Genomic DNA, 22,536 nt, shown 5'->3' with positions numbered 1-22,536 from the left:
CACCCCTCTCTCGACTCGCTATGCGAGTCGGGAGGGGGACGCTCCCAGCGCGGCGGGGCGGCCCTTGCGCGGGAGCGCTGGCCTCGGCTGCGCCAGTTTCACACGCCGTGGGCCTGTGCTGCGGTCCAATGCCAGCCGGATGGGCTGATGGCTATACCGCCGCTACCGCTTGAATCTACCGTCGGGGCCGATGATGGAGAGGTCGGAGAAATCGAGGCCTGAATGGTCCGTGGCGCTGAAGGACAGTGTCAGGCCGCCCATGTCCCAGTTGCGGATGCCTTCCAGGCCCGCATGCAGCTTGGCGCGGTCGGGCTTGGCGCCGGCGCGCTTGAGGCCTTCCACCAGCACCTTGGCGCTCACGAAGCCCTCGACCATGGCGGGGGTGAGTTCGCTCACGCCGCCGGCCTTGGCGAGGTCCATGGCCTCCTTGATCAGCGGGTAGTTGAGCGAGCGCTCGGAGGGGAAGACCTGCGTCACCACCACGCCGCGCGCGCTGTCGCCCAGGGCCTTCACGAAGCCGCCCGAGGCGTTGTTCGACAGGGTCACGATCTGTCCGGTGACGCCCGCGGCGCGCAGCGCCTTGATGCCGTCCACCACGGCTGCGCCGGTGCCGATGAAGATCACCGCCTGCGGCTGCTTTTGTGCCACGCGCGGAGCGATGGCGGAGTAGTCGGGCTTGGCGCGGTCGAACTTCTCGACGAACAAGGCCTCGATGCTGTTGGCCTTGAAGCCCGCCTGGGCGCCTGCCAGCCCGTCGGCACCGAAGGTGTCGTCCACGTGCACCACGCCGATCTGCTTGATGCCCAGGGTGTTCAGGTGGGTGATGGCTTTTTCGACCTCGCGCTGGTAGGTGGCGCGCACGTTGAACACGTACTTGAGCACCGGCTTGTGCAGCACCATGGCGCCGGTCGATGGGCCCACCAGGGCCACGCCGTGCTGCTCCAGCACCGGCACGATGCCCTGGGTGTGCGGCGTGCCGCGCGTCATGAACAGGCCGATCACACCCTTCTGCTCGATCAGCGTGCGCGTGTTCTCCAGGGTCAGCTTGGGGTCGAACTTGTCGTCGAGCGTGATGACCTCGACCTTCTGCCCGCCGACGCCGCCCCGTGCGTTGACGTGGTCGATGTAGAGCGATGCACCCTTCATGGACTCCTGCACCGTGGCGGCGGCCGAGCCGGTCACGCCCACGGTCTGGCCGATGAGGATCTGCGCCTGGGCCGGACTACTCCCCAGGACCAGCAGGGCAAGCGCGGCGCAGGCCGTGTTCAGGGGAAGGGCGGCAAGGTGCTTCATACGGACCCTGGTGGTAGGTAGCGCGACAGTGTAGGCCGAAGGTGTGACAAAAGGTAGCCGGGGCTTTACCTGATCCCTGCCAGGTGAGCCCCGGCGCCGCTTCAGCGGCGGAACTTGCCGTCGGTGCCGATGATGGACAGGTCGGCGAAATCCAGGCCCGTGTGGTCGTCGGGGCCATAGCTCAGCTCCAGTCCGCCAAGGTCGAACTTCCGGATGCCCTCCAGCGCCATCTGGACCTTCTCGCGCGTGGGCTTGGGGCCGGCGCGCTTGAGGCCTTCGACCAGCACCTTGGCGGCGGCAAAGCCTTCGAGCATGGCGGGGCTGATCTCGGCCACGCCCTTGGCCTTGGCCAGCGTCTGTGCTTCCTTGACCATGCCATAGGTCACAGCCCGCTCGTTGGGGTACACCTGGGTCACGATCACGCCGCGGGCGTTGGTGCCCAGGCTCTTGATGAAGCCCCCCGACGCGTTGTTGGACAGGGTCACGATCTGGGCAGCCGAGCCGGCGCTGCGGATGGCGTTGCCCGCATCCACCACGGCCGAGCCCGAGGCGATCATCAGTACGGCCTGCGCCTGGGCCTTGGCGACCTTGGCGGCAATCGGGGCGAAGTCCGGCTTGGCACGGTCGAACTTTTCCAGCACGGTGGCCGTCAGCTTGCTGGCGGCCAGGCCCTTCTGGGCGCCGGCGAGGCCGTCGGCGCCAAAGCTGTCGTCGGCATAGACCAGGGCAATGCGGGTGATGCCCATCGAGGCCAGGTGGGTCATGGCCTTTTCTGCCTCGCGCTGGTAGGTAGCGCGCACGTTGAAGATGTTCTTGCGCACGGGCTGGTGCAGCACCATGGCGCCGGTGGAGGGCCCCACCAGCGCCACGCCATGCTTGTCCAGCAGGGGGATCATGGCCTCGGTATGGGGCGTGCCGCGCGTGAGGAACATGGCCAGCACGTTCTTTTCCTCGATCAGCTTGCGGGCATTGTCGGCGGCCAGCTTGGGGTCGAACTTGTCGTCCATCGAGACGATCTCGATCTTCTGGCCATTGACGCCGCCCTTGGCGTTGACGGCATCGATGAAGAGCATGGCGCCATCGGCCGTCTCCTTGACCCCTGCTGCCACCGTGCCCGAGTAACCCGCCGTCTGGCCGATCAGGATCTGCGCGTGGCCTGTGCCGCACAGCACGGTGGCCAGGGCTGCGGTCGCCCCCCATTGTTTCCATGTGTTGTTCATGGTTGTCTCCTTGGAATTGAGGGTGACTCTAAGAGATGTTCGCGCCGGGCGAGCGGGCATAACCCGACGCCGTGACAGGACTTGTCAGCAGATGTCAGGCCTGGGGGTATTGCGAGGGGGCCGGACGGGAGCGATGGCGGTGCCTAGAATGTCCCGCCTCACCTCGAAAGACTGCTTCCATGACCCAGGGACTGATCCGTATCCGCGGCGCACGCCAGCACAACCTCAAGAACCTGGATCTGGACATCCGCACCGGGGAGCTCACGGTGGTCACGGGCCCGAGCGGCTCGGGCAAGTCCAGCCTGGTCTTCGACACCCTGTATGCCGAAGGCCAGCGCCGCTATGTGGAGACCTTCAGCGCCTACGCGCGCCAGTTCCTGGACCGCATGGACAAGCCGGCCGTGGACAAGGTCGAGGGCGTGCCGCCGGCCATCGCCATCGACCAGACCAATCCGGTGCGCAGCTCGCGCTCCACCGTGGGCACGATGACCGAGCTCAACGACCATCTGAAGCTGTTGTTTGCACGTGCTGGCCAGCTGTTCGACCGCGAGACCGCCCAGCCGGTGCGCCACGACAGCCCTGAGACCATCTACGCCGAGCTGCAGCGCCGCTGCGCCGCGGGCGGCGATCCGCGCGTCGTGCTGACCTTCCCCGTCGAGCTGCCCGCCAACACCTCGGCCGAGCAGGTCGAGCAGTGGCTGTCGGCCAGCGGCTTCACCAAGGTGCAGGCCGAGCGCGAGGTGGCCACGCCCACCGGCCCGCGCAAGCTGCTCGACGTGGTGGCCGACCGCTTCCGCCTGGGCCATGCCGAGAAGGCGCGCGTGATCGAGGCCATCGAGGTGGCCTTGAAGCGCGGCACCGGGCGCCTCAACGTCTACCGCCTGGCCGACGCACCCGAGGCCGAGCCCGAGCTGTGGCGCTTTTCCACGGGCCTGCACTGCCCGGACAGCGACCTGCGCTACAGCGACCCGATCCCGTCGATGTTCTCGTTCAATTCCGCCGTGGGCGCCTGCGAGACCTGCCGCGGCTTCGGCCGCGTGATCGGGGTGGACTATGGCCTCGTCATCCCCAACGACAAGCTCACCCTGCGTGCCGGCGCCATCAAGACCATCCAGACTCCGGCCTGGAAAGAGGCGCAGGACGACCTCATGCGCCATGCCGAGAGCGCCGGCATCCCGCGCGACACGCCGTGGAACAAGCTCACCGAGGACCAGAAGAAGTGGGTCATCGGCGGCACGCCGGGCTACAAGGACGGGCAGTGGAGCAAGCAGTGGTACGGCATCAAGCGCTTCTTCGAGTACCTGGAGAGCAAGGCCTACAAGATGCACATCCGCGTGCTGCTGTCCAAGTACCGCAGCTACACGCCGTGCCCCACCTGCGCCGGTGCGCGCCTCAAGACCGAGAGCCTGCAGTGGCGTATCGGCAGCAAGGACGCGGCCGACGCGGTGCTGGAACCCGGCCGGCGCTTCCTGCCCGAGGGCGTGAAATGGAGCCGCGCACAGCTCGAGGCCTTGCCCGGCCTGTGCCTGCACGACCTGATGCTGCTGCCCATCGACCGGCTGCGCCGCTTCTTCGACCGCATCGACTTCGTGGCCGAGGGTGCACAGGGCAACGAGGGTGAGACCCAGGCCCTGAAGCTGCTGTTCGAGGAGATCACCACGCGCCTCAAGTACCTGTGCGACGTGGGCATCGGCTACCTCACGCTGGACCGGCAGAGCCGCACCCTGAGCGGCGGCGAGGTGCAGCGCATCAACCTGACCACGGCGCTCGGAACCTCGCTGGTCAATACGCTGTTCGTGCTCGACGAGCCCAGCATCGGCCTGCACCCGCGCGACATGCACCGCATCACCGAGGCCATGCTGCGCCTGCGCGATGCGGGCAATACCCTGGTGGTGGTGGAGCACGACCCGGCCGTGATGCTCGCGGCCGACCGCATGATCGACATGGGCCCCGGCCCCGGCCGTCTGGGCGGGCAGATCGTGTTCGACGGCACCACGGCCGACCTGCGCCATGCCGACACGTTGACCGGCGCCTACCTGAGCGGGCGCAAGCACGTGGGCTTCGGCTTCAAGCGCATGGTGACCGAGGCCACGCCGCGCCTGGTCCTCGAAGGCGCGCGCGAGCACAACCTGAAGGACGTGTCGGTAGAGTTCCCGCTGCAGCGCCTGGTCACCGTGACCGGCGTCAGCGGCTCGGGCAAGTCGAGCCTGATCCAGGACGTGCTGGCCCCCGCGCTGCTGCGCCACTTCGGCAAGGCCACCGATTCGCCGGGCGCGCACGAGCGCATGCTGGGCGCCGACCACCTGTCGGACGTGGTGTTCGTGGACCAGTCGCCCATTGGCAAGACTGCGCGCTCCAACCCCGTGAGCTACGTAGGTGCGTGGGACAGCATCCGCGAACTGTTCGCCGTGGCGCCGCTGGCTAAACAGCGCAGCTACACCGCCGCCAAGTTCAGCTTCAACAGCGGCGACGGGCGCTGCCCGACCTGCGGCGGCTCGGGCTTCGAGCATGTGGAGATGCAGTTCCTCTCCGACGTGTACCTGCGCTGCCCTGACTGCGACGGCAAGCGCTACCGCCCCGAGATCCTGGAGATCACCATCGAGCGCGGTGGCCGTGCGCTCAACGTGGCCGACGTGCTGGCCCTCACGGTGGCCGAGGCCGCCGACCTGTTCGCCAGCGACCGCGACGTGATCCGTGCGCTGCAGCCCATCGTGGACGTGGGGCTCGAGTACGTGGCCCTGGGCCAGCCCGTGCCCACGCTCTCGGGCGGCGAGGCCCAGCGCCTCAAGCTTGCGGGCTTCCTGGCCGAGGCGGCGCGCACAGCGGCCAAATCGCGCCAGGCCGTGGCACGCAAGGGCACGCTGTTCCTGTTCGACGAACCGACCACGGGCCTGCACTTCGACGACATCGCCAAGCTCATGCGCGCACTGCGCAAGCTCATCGACGCCGGGCACTCGCTGATCGTGATCGAGCACAACCTGGACGTGATCCGCGCCAGCGACTGGCTCATCGACCTGGGCCCCGAAGGCGGCGACGGCGGCGGCCTGCTGGTGGCCGAGGGCACGCCCGAGGACGTGCGCCAGCACGCCACCTCGCACACCGGCCAGGCGCTGCGCGACTACGAGCTGGCGCTGGGCGCCGGCGGCCATTCGGTGCACGAGAAGGCGGCGGTGCTGCGGCGCCAGCAGCGGCTGGCGCATGCCGGCCAGGCCGACACCTCGAAGAATGCGATCGAGATCATCAACGCCAAGGAGCACAACCTCAAGAACCTGAGCGTCGACATCCCGCGCGGCCGCTTCAACGTGGTGACGGGGGTCAGCGGCTCGGGCAAGTCCACGCTGGCCTTCGACATCCTGTTCAACGAAGGGCAGCGCCGCTACCTCGAATCGCTCAACGCCTATGCGCGCAGCATCGTGCAGCCCGCGGGCCGGCCCGAGGTGGACGCGGTCTACGGCATCCCGCCCACCGTGGCCATCGAGCAGCGCCTGTCGCGCGGCGGGCGCAAGTCCACCGTGGGCACCACCACCGAGGTCTGGCACTTTTTGCGCCTGCTGTACGTCAAGCTCGGCACGCAGCACTGCGTGAAGGACGGCGCCGCCGTGCAACCGCAGACGCCCGAGAGCATTGCCGCGCAATTGCTGCGCACTTTCCGTGGCCAGCACATCGGCCTGCTCGCGCCGCTGGTGATGAACCGCAAGGGCGTGTACACCGAACTGGCCGACTGGGCGCGCCCGCGCGGCTTCACCCACCTGCGGGTGGATGGCAACTTTTTGCCCACCACGGGGTTCCCGCGCATCGACCGCTTCAAGGAGCACACCATCGAGCTGCCCGTGGCCAGCATCGACGTGTCGGCCGAGGGTGAGGCGCTGCTGCGCGAATCGCTGGCGCAGGCGCTCACGCATGGCAAGGGCGTGGTGCACGTGCTCAGCAGCCTAGAAGGCCTGCGCGAAGCCATGCTTGCCGGTACGCCCACGGCGGCCATCGGCACGCTGCAGGCGTTCTCGACCAAGCGCGCCTGCCCGGTGTGCGCGACCTCGTACGCCGAACTCGACCCACGCCTGTTCAGCTACAACAGCAAGCACGGCTGGTGCCCCGATTGCGTGGGCACGGGCGTCAAGCTCACCAAGGACCAGCGCAAGGTCTTCGACGATTCGGTGCAGGACGACAACGAGAAGGGCCGCGAGCAGACCTTTGCCGAGCCCGAGGTCGAGGACCTGGCCGACACGGCGTGCCCGGGCTGCCAGGGAACGCGCCTGAACGCCACGGCGCGCGCCGTGCGCTTTGCGGGCATCGGCATCACCGACATCGCGGCCTTGTCCGTCACCGACGTGCGCCGCTGGGTCGAGACGCTGCAGATTGAAGGTGGCATGACCCGGCGCGAGGCCGACATTGCGCGCGACCTGGTGCCCGAGATCAAGAGCCGCCTCGAATTCCTCGAAGAGGTGGGCCTGGGCTACCTCACGCTGGACCGCGGCGCGCCCACGCTCTCGGGCGGCGAGGCACAGCGCATCCGCCTGGCGGCACAGCTGGGCAGCAACCTGCAGGGCGTGTGCTACGTGCTCGACGAGCCCACCATCGGCCTGCATGCGCGCGACAACCAGATCCTGCTCAACGCCCTGCACAAGCTGGGCGACAAGGGCAATACGCTGGTGGTGGTGGAGCACGACGAGGACACCATCCGCCGTGCCGACCACATCATCGACATCGGCCCGAGTGCCGGCAAGCGCGGCGGCCGCCTGGTGGCGCAGGGCAGCGTGGCCGACATCACGGCGGCCGGCGATTCGCAGACCGGCCGCTACCTGCTGCACGCCATGAAGCACCCGCTGCAGCTGCGCCGCAGCATGCAGCCGAGCGAGCTGAGCGCCGCCGACGCGGCCTTGGGCGAACCTGTGGAAGCGCCCAAGGGGCGGCAGAGCGCAGCGGTCAAGAAGCGCGCAGCCCAGGCTGCGGCGCTCACTGCGCAGGCCCTGGACGATGCCAAGGCGCGCGCCGCCATCCGCTGGCTCACCGTGCATGGCGCGCACCTGCACAACCTGCAGAACGTGACAGCGACGGTGCCGCTGCACCGCCTGGTGGCGGTCACGGGCGTGAGCGGCTCGGGCAAGTCCACGCTGGCGCGCGACGTGCTGCTCAGCAACGTGCAGGCCTGGGTGCAGCAGCGCTCCACCAAGGCCGGGCGCGACGCCATGGACGCGGGCAAGGCACCAGCCCTGGTGGGCTGCACGGGCCTGGCAGGCTTCGAGTCGGTGGACCGGGTGCTGGAAGTGGACCAGACGCCCATCGGCAAGACGCCGCGTTCTTGCCCTGCGACCTACATCGGCTTCTGGGACACCATCCGCAAGCTGTTTGCCGAGACGCTGGAAGCCAAGGCGCGCGGTTATGCGGCCGGGCGCTTCAGCTTCAACACCGGCGAGGGCCGTTGCCCGACCTGCGAAGGGCAGGGCATCCGCACCATCGCCATGAGCTTCCTGCCCGACGTGAAGGTGCCTTGCGAGGCCTGTCACGGCGCGCGCTTCAACCCCGAGACGCTGGCCGTGACCTGGCGTGGCAAGAGCATCGGCGACGTGCTGCAGATGGAGGTGGACGAGGCCGTGGACTTCTTTGCCTCCATGCCTTCCATCGCGCATCCGCTCCAGTTGCTCAAGGATGTGGGCCTGGGCTACCTCACGCTGGGCCAACCCTCGCCCACGCTCTCGGGCGGTGAGGCTCAGCGCATCAAGCTCGTGACCGAGCTCACCAAGGTGCGCGACGAAGTGGGCCGGCGTGGCCAGAAGGCACCGCACACGCTCTACGTGCTCGACGAGCCCACCGTCGGCCTGCACATGGCCGACGTGGACAAGCTCATCCGCGTGCTGCACCGCCTGGTCGACGGCGGGCACAGCGTGGTGGTGATCGAGCACGACCTGGATGTGATCGCCGAGGCCGACTGGATCATCGACCTGGGGCCCGAAGGGGGCAAGGAAGGGGGGCGCATCGTGGCCGCCGCGCCACCGGAAGCGGTGGTGAAACTGGGTACGCACACGGGGAAGGCGCTGGCGCCGGTGCTGGCGCGCTGAGGCGCAAGGGGATAGCGAAAACCGCTCTGTACGGCAGACAGGGCAGGGACAGGGGACCGGGGGCCCAACCCACGCAGGGGTTGGGCGAAGTCCTACGGTAGGCGCGGAACTCGGCGCACGCGGCGAAAGAGGGGAAAAACCTACTCTTCGTTTCATGGGTAACGGCGGAAAGGCGCCAAGCCCAAAAGCCCTGATCTACCCCTTAACTACCCGCCTACTGCCATGACCTCACACACTCCAACCCTGACTGCCCTGGCCCTCGTATCGGTACTGCTCACTGCCTGCGGCGGTGGTGGCGGTGGCGGTGGAAGTGGCAGTTTCAGCAGCACCAGCAGCAATGAAGTCGCCGCCGCCGTCGTCGATGCCGATCCCAGCACCGAGCCCGGTGTTCTGACGGTCACCGATGCAACCATCCCCAGCCTGAACGGGGTCTATGGCAACGGCCAGCTCACGCTGAGCGAGGTGTACTACCAGGAAGCCATGGGCGCAAAGCCCGCCACCTGCGCCTACAAGTTCATGGGTGCCGATAAGGTAGATCCCACCGCTACGGCCGGCGCTACCACCAACACGGTGGTGGACGTGACCACCACGCCTGTCTCCATTGTCGGTACCTCCACCACGCAGGCCGCTATGGTCGGCAACATCACCGCACCTGTCTCGCTCACCGGCGCGGCTCCTGCTGCGGGCGTCCAAGGCGTGCCTACCGCCTTCGGCAAGATCACCTACCGTCCTTCGGCCACGGGCCTGTATTTCGCGTTCCTGACCTTCAACGGCAAGGAGTACGCCAGCCTCGACTCGGTGGACACCCTGGTGGACCGCAGCGGCAACCTGGTGCGTTTCACCAGCAAGACCATGGGGGCCACCGACGGTTCCACCGATACCCTGAAGCTGACGGCCATCATTCCCCTGCACGCTACCCGCAATGCTAATTGCTGACCCGGGGGCGCAGGCGGCTCCTGCGCACATCCGGTGGTTTCCCCCTTGGCCGGTCCTGCGACTGCGACTGCGACTGGTTCCGTGGCCCGCTTCCCTCTGGGAGGCGGGCTTTTTTGCGGATGCTGCCTGCCCTTTTCCGTGTAGGCGAAGGTCCTACGCACGACAGGGGCGTTGGCGCACGCCAGCGGCAAGACCCCGCTCCTACGATACCCCCACCTCCACACGACAAAGCCGCTCGCCATGAACTCCCTCCTCAAGACCTGTTCTGCCATCGCCGCTGCCAGCGCGCTGCTTGTCGCCTGCGGTGGGGGCAACAGCGACGAACCCACACCCAGCAACGAGCCGGGGGTGCTCACGGTGACGAATGCCTCCCTGTCCGGACTCAACGGCGTGTACGGCAACGGTGCGCTCAATCTGACCGAGGTCGACAAGAAGAACCCGATTGGTTCCGTGCCCGAGCTGTGCACCTTCCGCTTCGATGGCGCGAGAAAGGTCGGTTCGACCGAAACGGCCTTTGGTGACGTGCGCTACCGCCCGGATGCCACCGGCCTGCACCAGATCTTCGTGACCTTTGCCGGCAAGGAATACAGCAACGGCGATACCGTGGACACGGTGGTCGCACGTGACAGCAACCAGGTGCGCCTGACCAGCAAGACGCTCACGGCCACCGATGGCTCCGCCAACACCCTGCGGGTGAGCGGCGTGATCCCCATGCGCCCCAACCGCCCGCTGGGCTGCTGACGCGCCAGCGATCGCCTTCGCGGCCTGCGCCGCCCTTGCTCCCCTCCCACCTGTTTCCCCCCTCGGCCGGCGAGTCCGCTCCACCCGGTCATTGACCCCGCCCATCCTGGAGATGGACGGGGTCTCTTTTTTGCTGCATCGCCGTCACAATGGCGTGGCCTTCCCCCCGCCATCCCCCATGCCGCCTTCGTCCCCTTCGCCGTCGCCCCAGGTGGTGTGGCTGCACCCCGAGGCACCACCCAAGCCCGCCGAGGGCGCGCCCTGCAACGGCTGCGGCCTGTGCTGCCTGTCTGAGCCCTGCCCGGTGGGGGTGCTGGTGTCGCGCCGGCGCACTGGTGCGTGCGTGGCATTGCGCTGGAGCGATGGCGAGGGCCGCTACCTGTGCGGCATGGTGTCCGACCCGGGCGGGGTGACGCGTATCCGCCATCCCTGGCTGGTGCGCGCCATCGGCGCCTGGGCCCGGCGTTCGATTGCCGCCGGGGTGGGGTGCGATGCGCAACTGGATGCAGAAGCCCCGCCCCGCTGAGGGCGCACCGCGGTTCCCCCGGTGTCACCCCCTGCGCGCCAGGTGGATGCCTGCCAGCATGCAGCGCACCGATCCACCCGCGAGCTCGATGGTGGGCACCGCCAGCGGCAGCAGGGCGGCGCTGCGCTCGATCACGGCTTTCTGCGCTGCAGTGAGACTGGCTGCTGCGCGTGCCGACAGGGCCAGCACCCGGCCCTCTTTGCCTGTGAGCTCCAGCGCATTGCCCGCGAAATCGCCGATCTGCTGCGCGCTCAGTTCGATCAAGGTGCGGCCGGATTCGGCCAGGCGCTCGCACACGGCTTGGCGGCGTACCGGGTCGCTGACCAGGTGGAAGCCGCCGAGCGCGAAGTCGGTGCCCACGCACAGCATCACGTTGGTGTGGTAGCACGGCATCCCCTGTGCGTCGGTCGTGGCAAAGGCCATGGGTTCGTAGTTGAAGTGGGTGCAAAAGCGCTCCAATGCCACCGGGTCGGCGCGGTTGGACTGCGCGGTGTAGGCCACGCGCTCGATGTGGTCGAGCACCATCGCGCCAGTGCCCTCGAGGAACATGCCGTCGGCCTCCAGGCCCGAGTAGTCGATCACGTCCTGCACGCGGTACTCGGCCTTGAGCATCTCGATCACGTCGGCACGCCGCTCACGCCGGCGGCTCTCGGCAAACATCGGGTACAGGGCCACATGCCCGCCCGCATGGGTCGAGAACCAGTTGTTGGGAAACACCGCGTCCGGCGTACCGCGCTCGCCCAGGTCCTCGAACAGGTGCACGCGCACGCCGGCTGCCTGCAACCGGGCCGCGGCGGCTGTCACTTCGGCATGGGCAAGGCTGGCGATGGCGTCGGCTGCCTGGTCGGCGGGCGACTGGAAGGCGTTGTCAGCGGCGGTTTCTGGATTGGGGTGGAAGCGGTGCGGGCGCACCATCACGACCGCGGCAGGGGCTTGGGCAGAGGGTTGGGGCATGGACGGGGACGGACAGGTTGGGATGCAATCCCTGGAATTCTCGGCATGGGGAGCGCTACAGAAAAGCCATCATCCTGGTCAAAATGCGCTGAAAATTGGCATATTGCCAATGCTATGGATCACTATGGCCACTATCGACGACACCGACCGCCAAATCATCGGCATCCTGCGCACCGATGCCCGCACCCCCGTGGCCGTGTTGGCGCAGAAGCTGCGCATCTCCCGCGGCACGGTACAGAACCGCCTGCGCAAGATGCAGGAGAGCGGTGTGATCACGGGCTACACCGTGCGCCTGCGCCCCGATTCGGAACCCCAGCGCATACGCGCCTGGATGAGCATCGCGGTGGAGGGCAATGCCGCGCCCGATGTCATCCGCGCGCTGCGTGGCGAGCCGGCCGTGGACACCCTGCACAGCACCAACGGCCGCTGGGACATCGTGGCCGAGGTGCGGGCCGAGAGCCTGGAGGCCTTCGACATGGCGCTGGGGCGCATCCGCCTCACGCCGGGCATCGGCAACACGGAGACCAGCATCCTGCTGTCCACCTACAAGGCCTGAGCGCATGCGGCACCCGTGGCAGGCGCCTGCGTGACACTTGCTAGGGAGTTTCCTGCATGCCCATGGCGACGGGACTGCAGTCCAATGCAGGGATCTATGTCTTCCAAGGATTCCACCATGCAGCGTCGCCGTCAGATCATCCAGTGGGGTGCCGCCGCCGCGGTCGCTCCGGCCACCCTGCTGGCCCGGGCCCAGAGTTTTCCGGCCAAGCCGATCAAGCTGGTGATCGCCTTCCCGGCGGGTGGGCCCACCGATATCACCATGCGCTCCCTGGCTGACAACGCCGGCAAAATCCTGGGCCAGCCCGTGATCGTGGAAAACAAGCCCGGCGCCGGCGGCACGCTGCCCGCCCAGCAGCTGCAGGGCTCCGCGGCCGACGGCTACACCATCGCGCAGATTCCGCTGGGCGTGTTCCGCCTGCCCTACACCACCAAGATCAGCTGGGACCCGGTCAAGGACATCAGCTACGTGCTCAACGTGACCGGCTACGCCTTCGGTCTGGTGGTCCCGGCCGATTCGCAGCTCAAGACCTGGACGCATTTCGTGGCCTGGGCCAAGGCCAATCCCGGCAAGCTCAGCTACGGCTCCACCGGCACCATGACCAGCCCGCACCTGACCATGGAGCTCATCGCCCAGCAACTGGGGCTGGAGTTGCTGCACGTGCCCTACAAGGGCAGCGCCGACCTGATGCAATCCATCCTGGGCGGGCAGATCATGGCCGCGGCCGACTCCACGGGCTTTGCGCCCCAGGTCGAGGCCGGCAAGCTGCGCGTGCTCAACACCTGGGGGGCCGAGCGCCTGGCCAAGTTCCCCGATGCACCCACGCTCAAGGAACTGGGCCTCAATCTGGTGCAGAACTCGCCGTTCGGCATCGGCGCACCCAAGGGTACGCCCGACGCCATGGTCAAGCGCCTGCACGATGCCTTCAAGAAGGCCATGGAGCAGGAGAGCTACCGCACAGCCCTGGCCCGCTACGACATGGTGCCCATGTACATGAGCACCTCGGCCTACCAGAAGTTCGCGCAGGACACCTTTGCGCGCGAAAAGGCGCTGGTGGAGAAGCTGGGCCTGGCCAAACCGTCCTGAAGGCCGGCTCCGTCGACCTGGCCTGGGGTCTGCTGCCGGCACTGCTTCGGCACCGTCAACCCCATCGCGCGTGATCGTCACATGGACCCGGGCGCTGCAGGTCCTCAGCGCCTGACCAGGCGCGCCGGCAGGTGGTTGAGCCGCAGCGCCATGTTGGCCCGGCCTTCGCCGAAATGCACCAGCCAGGCATGGGTGATGCGGCTGTTGGCCTGGCTCGCGCTCCAGAACCAGTCGGGTGGCGTGTCGGGGAACGCCTGGGTATCGATGGCCGGGTTGCGGCGCCCCGCGTCCACCAGCGTGTGCAGCTCGCCGACCGTGGGTAGCCGCCAGCCGGTCTGCTGCGCGGCATGCTCGGTCGCCTCGATCTGGGTGAAGGTGCGGGGCTCGCCCGTGCAGCCCACGCCGCTCCATCGCATGCCCTCGGTGCAGCGGCGCCAGGTCAGGCCGGTGCTGCGGTCATGCACTTCCTGGCCGCCGGCGCGCACGGAAAACCGGCCGGGCGTGTGCTGGGCCGTCCACAGGTACCCACCCAGGGCGCACAGGCCGAGAGCGAGCCAGGCGATGGCGAAGCGCTTGCGCCGGGCCATGTGCGCAGAGGTCGGCGCCGTCAGGCAGTGGCCGCCATGCCGGCCAGGATGTGTTGCGCCACCTGGCTGAAGCCAGCGCCGCGCTCGCCCGCGGTCACGTAGCGCGGCAGATGGGCCAGCTGCGGCACGAAGCGCGCGATGTTGGCCACGCCCACGCTGTGCACAAAGTGCTGGAACATGAGCTGGTCGTTGGTCGAGTCGCCCACATAGACCCAGCGGCCGATCTCGGCATCGAGGTCGCGGCCGAACAGCTCGCGCACGATCCAGCGCGCGCCTTCGAGCTTGTTGTGGGCGCCGAACCAGCCGTTGATGTGGATGCTGCTCACCGTGGCGTTCATCCCGGCCGCGCGCATGCGCTGTACGGCGGCGTCGATGGCCTGCTGCGGCAGCTGCGTGAACTCGCTGTGGTCGATGGCGATGTCGGTCTCGCGCCCGGGCGAATCGGTGGCGCGCAGGGCCCCCGGCACCTCGCGCTCCACCTGCGCCAGCACCTCCTGCATGCGTGCGTAGTTGGTCGTGCGGGTGGGCCCGTCCTGCTGGTAGGTCTTGGCCAGGGTTGGGCCCGCAGGGCCGTCCACGCGGCGCAGCGCCACGGCGCCGTTCTCGGCCACGATGGCGTCCACGGGCCAGCCCAGCGCGAAGGGCTCGCTCCAGCCGACCGGCCGGCCGGTGATGGGGATGACGTGCAGGCCGGCGGCGCGCAGCGCGCCCAGGGCCTGGAGGGCGTCGGGCGTGATCGCACCGTCGGTGGTCAGCGTGTCGTCGATGTCGGTGAAGACGCCGAGCAGGGGAGGGGTGGCTGCGATGTGCCAGTGGGTCAGAGGATGCATGAAGGCGGGGACAAAAAATGGGACCGGCGTAGCCGGGTCAGAACAGCAGGTCCAGGATGCGGTTGATCAAGGCGATGGCGAGGACCGTGACCACGACGTAGCCGATCGTCTGAAGGGTCCGGCGGCGGTCCTGGCGGTTGGCGGCGGTGCGGTAGATCCAGGCTGCAATGGGCGGCACCACGATGGGGACCAGGATGGCCAGGCCCATCATCGGGATCACGACAAAGCCGCCCCAGTTGTCGGCCGTGTTCATGGTCCGCGCCGATTGGAAGACTTGGTAGGCAGGGATGGCCAGCGCAATGAACAGGGCGACCGAGGCGGCTGCCACGCTGATGTAGCGGGCCATGGCGACATACACCGCAGCACCGGCGAGGATGGCCCCCCACCATTTCAGGGCGATCCAGCGCTCGCGCTCGCGGGCCTGGTTGGCGGAGGCCGCCTTGGCCGCACGCGCCCGGGCCTCGCGGGCTTGGGCGGCGCAGTTTCCGCGTTGCTCGCACGATGCATTGGCGGCCAGGAAGCTGCGCAGCGCGTCCTGCCGGGGCTGCGCGAGCGCGGTGGCGATCGCACTGCGCTCGGATTCCCGGTCGAGCGCGTCGGACCGGATGCGCAGCCGCCCCTGCTGCTGGGCGGCGAGGAGCACCGCGCCCGCATCCTCTGCGGCACCTTGCAGCGCCGGACCGCGGCACAGGTAGGGCTGGGCCTGGTTGGGCGCCAGGGGGGCTTTGGCCTGGTAGCGGGGAGTCTCGCAGGCCATCGACCAGGCGGGTGTGGCCGCTTGGGCCGCAGCACGCTGCGGCAGCAGTTCCAGATCGAAGGGCCCCAGGGCCAGCGCCCTGCTGCCGGTGTTGTGCAGTTCCACCAGGGCGAAGACGCCGGGCGCTGGTGCCACGCCCGGGGTCGGGTTGGCGGTGGGTGCCCTGGCGTTGTCGCGCAGTGCCCAGACGCCGGGGCGCAGGGTCACCAGGCGTTCCTGCAGGCTACCGATCTCGTCAGGCAAGGGCACGCTGGCCTCGGGCAGTGCGATGCGCAGCTGGCGGGCCAGCAGGGCGTTCCACCAGGCCTTGGCGTCACGGGCGCGGGCGGTGCTGTCGGGTGATCCGACGGACTCGATGGCCTGGCCCAGGGTTTCGGTCGTCGGGGCGAAGTTCCCTGCCGGTTGCAGGCTGGCCAGCCAGCGCAGCAGCAGGGCCTGGCGCAGGGCGGCGGCCTCGCGGGGACGGCCCAATGCCTCCAGCGCCTGGGGCCAGTGCATGGATTCCACGGGCGGGTCGCCGACCGGCATGTTCAGGATGTCCTGGACGGGCGGGATTTCCGCGCGTGGCGCGGCGGGCGGCCTGGCGCCGCTGCGGGGCGGGTCTGCCACGGCCAGGGTGCAGCCCAGTCCCAGTGCGAGCACCAGCATGAAACGCCGCAGCATGCCTGCCGCCCTCCCACGGAGCGCAGGCCGTGCTGTCGAGGGCTGGGCGTGCCGCATGGGAGGGACGATGGCTGAGAGATGGCTGGGAGGAAGAGGCTCAGCTCGCGCTGCCCAGGCTCAGCCCGGCGTGTTCGCGCAGCGGATGGAAGTGGATCTTGGGAAAGCGCTCCTGCGCCAGGCGCACGTCGTAGGGCGAAGTGCACAGGTAGGCCAGCGTGTCGGCCGCGTCGTGCGCCAGGCGCAGCGGGTAGGCGTCGGTGAAGGCGCGCAGGTCGGCCGCGTTGTCGGCCGTGATCCAGCGTGCGCCGGTGTACTGGCAGCCTTCCAGGCGCACGTCGGCGTCGTATTCCGCCTTGAGGCGGTGCTGCACCACTTCGAACTGCAACTGGCCCACGGCTCCGAGCAGCATGTTGCCGCCGGCATCGGGCTTGAAGACCTGGATGGCGCCTTCCTCGCCCAGCTGGGCCAGGCCCTGCTGCAGCTGCTTGGTGCGCAGCGGGTTCTTGAGCACCACGGTCATGAACATCTCGGGTGCGAAGAACGGCAGGCCGGTGAACTGCAGGTTGGCGCCATCGGTGATGGTGTCGCCGAGCTGCACGCCGCCGTGTGTGGTGAAGCCGATGATATCGCCCGCGTAGGCCTCTTCCACCGCCTCGCGGCGCTGCGACATGAAAGTCACGACCGAGGTGGGGCGCAGCTCCTTGGCGCTGCGCTGCACCTTGAGCTTCATGCCCGGCACGTACTTGCCGGAGGCCACGCGCACGAAGGCGATGCGGTCGCGGTGGTTGGCGTCCATGTTGGCCTGCACCTTGAACACCACACCGGCAAAGCCCTCGTCCTCGGGCTGGATGGTCTTGACCACGGGCTGCTTGTTGACCTGCAGCGTGCTCACGCGCGGGCCGGGGGGCGGCGCCATGTCCACCAGCGCATCGAGCACCTCCATCACCCCGAAGTTGTTCACCCCGGAGCCGAAGAACACGGGCGTCAGCTTGCCGGCCAGGAAGGCCTCGTGGTCCCACTCGGGCGAGGCACCCACGGCCAGTTCCATGCTTTCGAGCGCGGCGTCGAACTCGGCGCCGAAGCGCGCGCGCAGCGTGGTTTCGTCGGACAGCGGGATGGCCTCGAAGTCCTGCGGGCGGCGCTCGCTGCCGGACTCGAACACCGTCATGGTCTTGTTGCGCAGGTTGATGATGCCGCCGAAGGCCTTGCCCTGGCCCACGGGCCAGGTCATGGGGCAGCAGGGCATGCCCAGCTCGCGCTCGACCTCGTCCATGATGTCCAGCGGGTCGCGCACTTCGCGGTCCATCTTGTTCACGAAGGTGATGATGGGCGTGTCGCGCTGGCGGCAGACCTCGATCAGGCGGCGCGTCTGCGCTTCCACGCCGTTGGCCGCGTCGATCACCATCAGCGCCGAGTCGACGGCGGTGAGCACGCGGTAGGTGTCTTCCGAGAAGTCCTTGTGGCCGGGCGTGTCGAGCAGGTTGATCACATGCTCGCGGTACAGCATCTGCATGACCGAGGAAGCCACCGAGATGCCGCGCTGCTTTTCGATTTCCATCCAGTCCGAGGTGGCATGGCGGCTGGCCTTGCGGCCCTTGACGGCACCGGCGATCTGGATCGCACCCGAGAACAGCAGCAGCTTTTCGGTCAGCGTGGTCTTGCCCGCGTCGGGGTGGGAAATGATGGCAAAGGTGCGGCGGCGCCGGGTTTCGGGGGCGTAGGACACAGGGGATTCCAAGAGATGGGGGTGGGCAGCTCGCTGCGGCAGGGGCCTACGGCAGTCGGCGCGGCAGGCGCTCACGCGCCCGAAACCGCTGATTTTACCGGGCTCGCGCCCAGGCCCCTCGGCGGCCGTATCCGAGTTGCTCCACCGCGCTTCGCGCAACCCGCGACGGATGAAACTGGCGCGGCCCAATCCAGTGCTCCCGTGCAAGGGCCGCCCCGCCGCACCGGGAGCGTCCCCCTCCCGACTTGCGCCGCGAGTCGAGAGAGGGGGAAGGCGCGAAGCGACTCAGGGGGTGTTTCAGGCCTCCTGTGCCTGGGCGTGGCGCGCGTACATCTTCTGCATGCTGCCCAGCCAGCGCTCGTAGTCCTGGCCCTTGTTGCGGAAGTACTGCGCCACCTCGGGGTGGGGCAGCACCAGGAAGCGGCCGTCCTGCATGGCGGCCAGCACGTCGCCCGCCACCTGCTCGGGCGGCAGGATGCCGTCGTGCGAGGCCGAACCCCCATCGCCCGTGACCATGGCGGTCTGCACCGACTGCGGGCACAGGCAGGCGACACCCACGCCCTTGCGGCCGTAGGCGATGCGCAGCCACTCGGCAAAGGCCACGGCCGCATGCTTGGTGACGGCGTAGGGCGCGGACTCGACGATGGTCAGCAGCCCCGCCGCCGAGGCCGTGACCAGGAAGAAACCCTCGCCGCGCTCCACCATCTCGGGCACCACGGCGCGGGCGGCCCAGACATGGGCCATGCCGTGGATGTTCCACATCGCGTCCCACAGCGGGTCTTCGAGCTCGATGCCACCTGGGCGGCCCAGGATGCCGGCGTTGGAGATGTAAGCATCGACCCGGCCGTAGCGCGCGCGCGTGGTGGCCACCAGGGCCTTGATGTCGGCCTCGCGCGCAACGTCGCAGCGCACCGCCAGGCCACCGATCTCGTCGGCCACGGCTTGGGCCGGTTCCAGGTGCAGGTCGGAGACGACCACGGCGCGCGCGCCCTCCTGTGCAAAACGCCGCGCGATGCTGCGGCCGATGCCGCTGGCGCCGCCGGTGACGATGATGACCTTGTCCTTCGGGTCCATGGAATGCTCCTCTTGTGTGAGGGCGCCAGTGTCGGGCGGCTTGCCGGGCGCAGCAGCCGCGCAGGTGACAAGCTCAGTCCGCCTGGCGGATGGCGGCGCAGCAAAGCTGTTCCACGCCATGGGCCCACTGCCGCATCTCCTCGGGCCCCAGCTGCAGGAGCAGAACGTAGCGCCTCCCGCCCCAGGCGGACAGGTGCAGCTTGCGAGCCAGGTCCGGGGCCGTCGTCCGGGGCAGATCGGTGCAGGCCGCCAGCACCCGGCCCCACGCGGCGACGAGTTCCTCATGCGCGCGGCGGTGGTCGCGGGGCTCGGCCATCTGCGCTTCCAGCGCCAGCATCCCGGGGTAAAAGGTCGGCAGCTCGGGCGCATCCACGCCGCAGACCAGGCGCACCAGCTGGTGGATGCGCTCCTCCCAGGGCAGGCCGGCGGGCTGCACGGCCTCGCGCTCGATGGCCGCGAGCAGGGCTTCGATGCAGTGGCGCACGTAGCCTGAGAGCAGGGCCGTCTTGTTGGGAAAGTAGTCGTAGAGCGTGCCCACGGCGATACCCGTCTCCAGCGCCACGTTGCGCGTGGTGAGCCGGTCCCAGCCGTCGCGCTGCCAAATCCGAACAAAGGCGTCGTAGATGGCCTGCACGGTGAAGCGGGCACGCGCCTGGCGCGGCCGTTTCAAGGGCCTGGCGGCTGCGGAGGGGGTGGCGGGCGGGGCCTTCATCGGTTTCCGAACCCGCGGCAGGGCCCGGCGCCATACAGTGACCAGAGCGCCTTTTCACACCCGTACCGGAGACACACCATGACCATGCAGACCCGCCTGTTGACCGACAAGAACGCATTGAATCACACACGCACTGTGCAGTCGCCCCTGGCACCGCTGCAGCCCGGCGAGGCCCTGCTGCGCGTGGACCGCGTGGCCGTGACGACGAACAACATCACCTACGCGGCCTTCGGCGATGCCATGAAGTACTGGGATTTTTTCCCCACCGGCGAAGCGGGCTGGGGCCACATGCCGGTCTGGGGCTTTGCCGAGGTCGTGGCCTCCGATGTCGAGGGCGTGGCCGTGGGCGAGCGCTTCTACGGCTACTGGCCGATTGCCAGCCACTTGCGCATGCAGCCGGTGCGCGTGACGGCGCGGGGCTTCTACGACGGCGCCGAGCACCGCCAGGGCCTTACCTCCGCCTACAACCAGTACACGCGAACCAGCGCCGATCCGGCCTACCGCGCCGCCGACGAGAACTGGCAGATGCTGGTGCGCCCGCTGTTCATCACCTCGTTCATGCTGGCGGACTTCCTCTCGGACAACGCATTTTTCGGTGCGAAGCGCCTGGTGTTCTCCAGCGCATCGAGCAAGACGGCCTTCGGCACCGCGTTCTGCCTGCAGAGGCAGGAGGGCATCGAGCGGGTGGCGCTCACCTCGCCACGCAACAGCGCCTTCGTGCAAGGCCTGGGCTGCTACGAGCGCACGGTGGCCTATGGCGAGCTGGAGGCGCTGGAGACGAGCGTGCCCACGCTGTACGTGGACTTTTCGGGCGACGAGGGCCTGCGCGCGCGGGTACACCACCACCTGGGCGATGCCCTGGTCTACGACTGCTATGCGGGTTCGGCGCAGAACACGCAGTTCCTGCGCGATACCGCCTTGCCCGGGCCGGCCCCGGCGTTCTACTTCGCGCCGGTGCAGATCCGAAAGCGCAATGCCGACTGGGGGCCGGAGGTGGTGAACCAGAAATTCAACGCCGCGCAGCGCGCCTTCATCGAGCGCATCAACGACGCCCGCCAGCCCTGGATGCGGGTGCAGGAGCACGCGGGCTTTGCCGCTGCGCAGGCGCTGGTGGAGGACCTGCATGCCGGACGCATCGATCCGCAGCTGGGACATGTCGTCACGCTGTAGACGTGGCATGCCGCGTGCTTTTACTTATAATGCGCGCATCCGAGGAGCGTTGCAGCGTCCCCAGCACTGGCGGGGCGTGAGGCTCGGAGTCATCTAGCAACGACGCTCATCCACTTCTCGTGTGGTGAGTGAGCCTTCCGTCTCATCCCCGCGCTGAACGTGGTCTTTCAAACATGCTTTGGAGCACACCACCATGAACGCACGCGTCAACGCCCCGGTCGTCAACACCGACTGCATCATTGCCGACATCGGCCTGGCCGCCTGGGGCCGCAAGGAAATCCGCATCGCCGAAACGGAGATGCCCGGCCTGATGGCCATCCGCGAGGAATTCGCCGCCCAGAAGGCCTTGAAGGGCGCCCGCATCACCGGCAGCCTGCACATGACCATCCAGACCGCCGTGCTGATCGAGACGCTGCAGGCCCTGGGTGCCGACGTGCGCTGGGCTTCGTGCAACATCTTCTCCACGCAGGACCATGCCGCCGCGGCCATCGCCGCCACCGGCACTCCGGTGTTCGCCATCAAGGGTGAAACCCTGGCCGAGTACTGGGACTACACCCACCGCATCTTCGACTTCGGCCCTGCCGGCAGCGAAGGCGAAGGCCCCAACCTGATCCTGGACGACGGTGGCGATGCCACGCTGCTGATGCACCTGGGCCAGCGCGCGGAGAAGGACGCATCGCTGCTGGACAATCCCACCAGCGAAGAAGAAACCTGCCTGTACGCATCGATCAAGGCCAAGCTGGCCGTGGACCCGACCTGGTACACCCGCAAGAGCGCCCAGATCATCGGCGTGACCGAAGAAACCACCACGGGCGTGCACCGCCTCAAGGAAATGTCCGCCAAGGGCACGCTGCTGTTCCGCGCGATCAACGTCAACGACTCGGTGACCAAGAGCAAGTTCGACAACCTGTACGGCTGCCGTGAATCGCTGGTGGACGGCATCAAGCGCGCCACCGACGTGATGATCGCCGGCAAGGTGGCCTGCGTGGCCGGCTACGGCGACGTGGGCAAGGGCAGTGCCCAGGCCCTGCGCGCGCTGTCGGCCCAGGTCTGGGTGACCGAGATCGACCCCATCAACGCCCTGCAGGCCGCGATGGAAGGCTACAAGGTCGTGACCATGGAGTACGCTGCCGACAAGGCCGACATCTTCGTCACCACCACCGGCAACAAGGACGTGATCACCCACGAGCACATGAAGGCCATGAAGGACCAGGCCATTGTCTGCAACATCGGCCACTTCGACAACGAGATCCAGGTCGCCACGCTCGAACAGTACGAGTGGGAAGAGATCAAGCCCCAGGTGGACCATGTGATCTTCCCGGATGGCAAGCGCATCATCCTGCTGGCCAAGGGCCGCCTGGTGAACCTGGGCTGCGGCACGGGCCACCCGAGCTTTGTGATGTCCAGCTCGTTCGCCAACCAGACCATCGCCCAGATCGAGCTGTTCATGCACAAGGACCGCTACGAGAACGGCCAGGTCTATGTGCTGCCCAAGCACCTCGACGAAAAGGTCGCACGCCTGCACCTGAAGAAGGTCGGCGCCATGCTGACCGAACTCTCCGACGAACAGGCCGCCTACATCGGCGTGTCCAAGCAAGGCCCTTACAAGCCCGACACCTACCGCTACTGATCGGCGGTCGCCGCCGGCC

Annotated in this window: 17 protein-coding genes and 1 riboswitch; of the genes, 8 read left to right on the top strand and 9 right to left on the bottom strand. The window is 68.2% G+C overall.

From position 1 onward, the window contains the following. Positions 1–162: 162 nt before the first annotated feature. On the bottom strand, positions 163–1,293 hold the full coding sequence (locus PMI14_RS26785; protein ID WP_007859374.1) for an ABC transporter substrate-binding protein: 1,131 nt from the start codon (positions 1,291–1,293) through the stop codon (positions 163–165). A 101-nt stretch (positions 1,294–1,394) separates the two neighbouring features. Beyond that, positions 1,395–2,513, bottom strand: coding sequence for an ABC transporter substrate-binding protein (locus PMI14_RS26780; RefSeq protein WP_007859372.1), 1,119 nt, complete (start codon positions 2,511–2,513; stop codon positions 1,395–1,397). 179 nt (positions 2,514–2,692) lie between these two features. Here PMI14_RS26780 and uvrA point away from each other — a divergent pair, with 179 nt between their 5' ends. The 4 genes from uvrA to PMI14_RS26755 all read left to right on the top strand — a co-directional run bounded on the left by uvrA (position 2,693) and on the right by PMI14_RS26755 (position 10,772). Next, positions 2,693–8,569 carry an excinuclease ABC subunit UvrA gene (gene uvrA / locus PMI14_RS26775; protein ID WP_007859369.1) on the top strand — a complete coding sequence of 1,959 codons (5,877 nt, stop codon included), beginning with the start codon at positions 2,693–2,695 and terminating at the stop codon, positions 8,567–8,569. A gap of 222 nt (positions 8,570–8,791) precedes the next feature. Next, on the top strand, positions 8,792–9,505 hold the full coding sequence (locus PMI14_RS33765) for a hypothetical protein (protein WP_007859367.1): 714 nt from the start codon (positions 8,792–8,794) through the stop codon (positions 9,503–9,505). A gap of 240 nt (positions 9,506–9,745) precedes the next feature. Further along, complete coding sequence (locus PMI14_RS26760; protein WP_007859365.1) at positions 9,746–10,246, top strand: hypothetical protein; 501 nt, start codon at positions 9,746–9,748, stop codon at positions 10,244–10,246. A 178-nt stretch (positions 10,247–10,424) separates the two neighbouring features. Beyond that, positions 10,425–10,772 carry a hypothetical protein gene (locus tag PMI14_RS26755; protein WP_007859356.1) on the top strand — a complete coding sequence of 116 codons (348 nt, stop codon included), beginning with the start codon at positions 10,425–10,427 and terminating at the stop codon, positions 10,770–10,772. A gap of 24 nt (positions 10,773–10,796) precedes the next feature. Here the strand turns inward: PMI14_RS26755 and ctlX are convergent, their stop codons facing one another. Continuing rightward, complete coding sequence (gene ctlX, locus PMI14_RS26750; RefSeq protein ID WP_007859355.1) at positions 10,797–11,726, bottom strand: citrulline utilization hydrolase CtlX; 930 nt, start codon at positions 11,724–11,726, stop codon at positions 10,797–10,799. Positions 11,727–11,850: 124 nt separating this feature from the next. On the opposite strand from ctlX, the gene PMI14_RS26745 reads away from it, so the two are divergent. Then, on the top strand, positions 11,851–12,282 hold the full coding sequence (locus PMI14_RS26745; RefSeq protein ID WP_007859354.1) for an Lrp/AsnC family transcriptional regulator: 432 nt from the start codon (positions 11,851–11,853) through the stop codon (positions 12,280–12,282). A gap of 117 nt (positions 12,283–12,399) precedes the next feature. Then, entirely contained in the window at positions 12,400–13,368 is a 969-nt protein-coding gene (locus PMI14_RS26740) for a tripartite tricarboxylate transporter substrate binding protein (RefSeq protein WP_007859353.1), read from the top strand. Positions 13,369–13,472: 104 nt separating this feature from the next. Here PMI14_RS26740 and PMI14_RS26735 read toward each other — a convergent pair whose 3' ends face one another. The 6 genes from PMI14_RS26735 to PMI14_RS26710 all read right to left on the bottom strand — a co-directional run bounded on the left by PMI14_RS26735 (position 13,473) and on the right by PMI14_RS26710 (position 19,717). After that, positions 13,473–13,955, bottom strand: coding sequence for a DUF1566 domain-containing protein (locus PMI14_RS26735; protein WP_007859352.1), 483 nt, complete (start codon positions 13,953–13,955; stop codon positions 13,473–13,475). A gap of 20 nt (positions 13,956–13,975) precedes the next feature. After that, positions 13,976–14,785: an HAD-IIB family hydrolase gene (locus PMI14_RS26730; protein ID WP_007859350.1), complete on the bottom strand. Its 810-nt coding sequence runs from the start codon at positions 14,783–14,785 to the stop codon at positions 13,976–13,978. Positions 14,786–14,822: 37 nt separating this feature from the next. Next, on the bottom strand, positions 14,823–16,205 hold the full coding sequence (locus PMI14_RS26725; RefSeq protein WP_007859348.1) for a hypothetical protein: 1,383 nt from the start codon (positions 16,203–16,205) through the stop codon (positions 14,823–14,825). A 97-nt stretch (positions 16,206–16,302) separates the two neighbouring features. Continuing rightward, on the bottom strand, positions 16,303–17,931 hold the full coding sequence (locus PMI14_RS26720) for a peptide chain release factor 3 (RefSeq protein WP_007859347.1): 1,629 nt from the start codon (positions 17,929–17,931) through the stop codon (positions 16,303–16,305). A 297-nt stretch (positions 17,932–18,228) separates the two neighbouring features. Continuing rightward, positions 18,229–19,005, bottom strand: a complete 777-nt coding sequence (locus PMI14_RS26715; RefSeq protein ID WP_007859346.1) for an SDR family oxidoreductase — start codon at positions 19,003–19,005, stop codon at positions 18,229–18,231. 73 nt (positions 19,006–19,078) lie between these two features. Further along, entirely contained in the window at positions 19,079–19,717 is a 639-nt protein-coding gene (locus PMI14_RS26710; RefSeq protein ID WP_007859344.1) for a TetR/AcrR family transcriptional regulator, read from the bottom strand. Between the two features lie 78 nt (positions 19,718–19,795). On the opposite strand from PMI14_RS26710, the gene PMI14_RS26705 reads away from it, so the two are divergent. Beyond that, complete coding sequence (locus PMI14_RS26705; protein ID WP_007859342.1) at positions 19,796–20,887, top strand: DUF2855 family protein; 1,092 nt, start codon at positions 19,796–19,798, stop codon at positions 20,885–20,887. A gap of 36 nt (positions 20,888–20,923) precedes the next feature. Beyond that, a riboswitch (S-adenosyl-L-homocysteine riboswitch) is annotated at positions 20,924–21,002 on the top strand. Positions 21,003–21,080: 78 nt separating this feature from the next. Then, complete coding sequence (ahcY, locus tag PMI14_RS26700; RefSeq protein ID WP_007859340.1) at positions 21,081–22,517, top strand: adenosylhomocysteinase; 1,437 nt, start codon at positions 21,081–21,083, stop codon at positions 22,515–22,517. Positions 22,518–22,536 lie beyond the last annotated feature (19 nt).

Origin of the sequence: Acidovorax sp. CF316, from assembly GCF_000276605.1 — a bacterium.
Lineage (GTDB): Bacteria > Pseudomonadota > Gammaproteobacteria > Burkholderiales > Burkholderiaceae_C > Acidovorax.
Note: the sequence above shows the minus strand (reverse complement) of the source record. Positions and strands in the feature narration are given on the sequence as shown.

Excerpts from the sequence above, each read along its gene's own strand:
- PMI14_RS26785 (WP_007859374.1), bottom strand. The coding sequence starts at position 1,293 with ATGAAGCACCTTGCCGCCCTTCCCCTGAACACGGCCTGCGCCGCGCTT.
- PMI14_RS26780 (WP_007859372.1), bottom strand. The coding sequence starts at position 2,513 with ATGAACAACACATGGAAACAATGGGGGGCGACCGCAGCCCTGGCCACC.
- uvrA (WP_007859369.1), top strand. The coding sequence starts at position 2,693 with ATGACCCAGGGACTGATCCGTATCCGCGGCGCACGCCAGCACAACCTC.
- PMI14_RS33765 (WP_007859367.1), top strand. The coding sequence starts at position 8,792 with ATGACCTCACACACTCCAACCCTGACTGCCCTGGCCCTCGTATCGGTA.
- PMI14_RS26760 (WP_007859365.1), top strand. The coding sequence starts at position 9,746 with ATGAACTCCCTCCTCAAGACCTGTTCTGCCATCGCCGCTGCCAGCGCG.
- PMI14_RS26755 (WP_007859356.1), top strand. The coding sequence starts at position 10,425 with ATGCCGCCTTCGTCCCCTTCGCCGTCGCCCCAGGTGGTGTGGCTGCAC.
- ctlX (WP_007859355.1), bottom strand. The coding sequence starts at position 11,726 with ATGCCCCAACCCTCTGCCCAAGCCCCTGCCGCGGTCGTGATGGTGCGC.
- PMI14_RS26745 (WP_007859354.1), top strand. The coding sequence starts at position 11,851 with ATGGCCACTATCGACGACACCGACCGCCAAATCATCGGCATCCTGCGC.
- PMI14_RS26740 (WP_007859353.1), top strand. The coding sequence starts at position 12,400 with ATGCAGCGTCGCCGTCAGATCATCCAGTGGGGTGCCGCCGCCGCGGTC.
- PMI14_RS26735 (WP_007859352.1), bottom strand. The coding sequence starts at position 13,955 with ATGGCCCGGCGCAAGCGCTTCGCCATCGCCTGGCTCGCTCTCGGCCTG.
- PMI14_RS26730 (WP_007859350.1), bottom strand. The coding sequence starts at position 14,785 with ATGCATCCTCTGACCCACTGGCACATCGCAGCCACCCCTCCCCTGCTC.
- PMI14_RS26725 (WP_007859348.1), bottom strand. The coding sequence starts at position 16,205 with ATGCTGCGGCGTTTCATGCTGGTGCTCGCACTGGGACTGGGCTGCACC.
- PMI14_RS26715 (WP_007859346.1), bottom strand. The coding sequence starts at position 19,005 with ATGGACCCGAAGGACAAGGTCATCATCGTCACCGGCGGCGCCAGCGGC.
- PMI14_RS26710 (WP_007859344.1), bottom strand. The coding sequence starts at position 19,717 with ATGAAGGCCCCGCCCGCCACCCCCTCCGCAGCCGCCAGGCCCTTGAAA.
- PMI14_RS26705 (WP_007859342.1), top strand. The coding sequence starts at position 19,796 with ATGACCATGCAGACCCGCCTGTTGACCGACAAGAACGCATTGAATCAC.
- ahcY (WP_007859340.1), top strand. The coding sequence starts at position 21,081 with ATGAACGCACGCGTCAACGCCCCGGTCGTCAACACCGACTGCATCATT.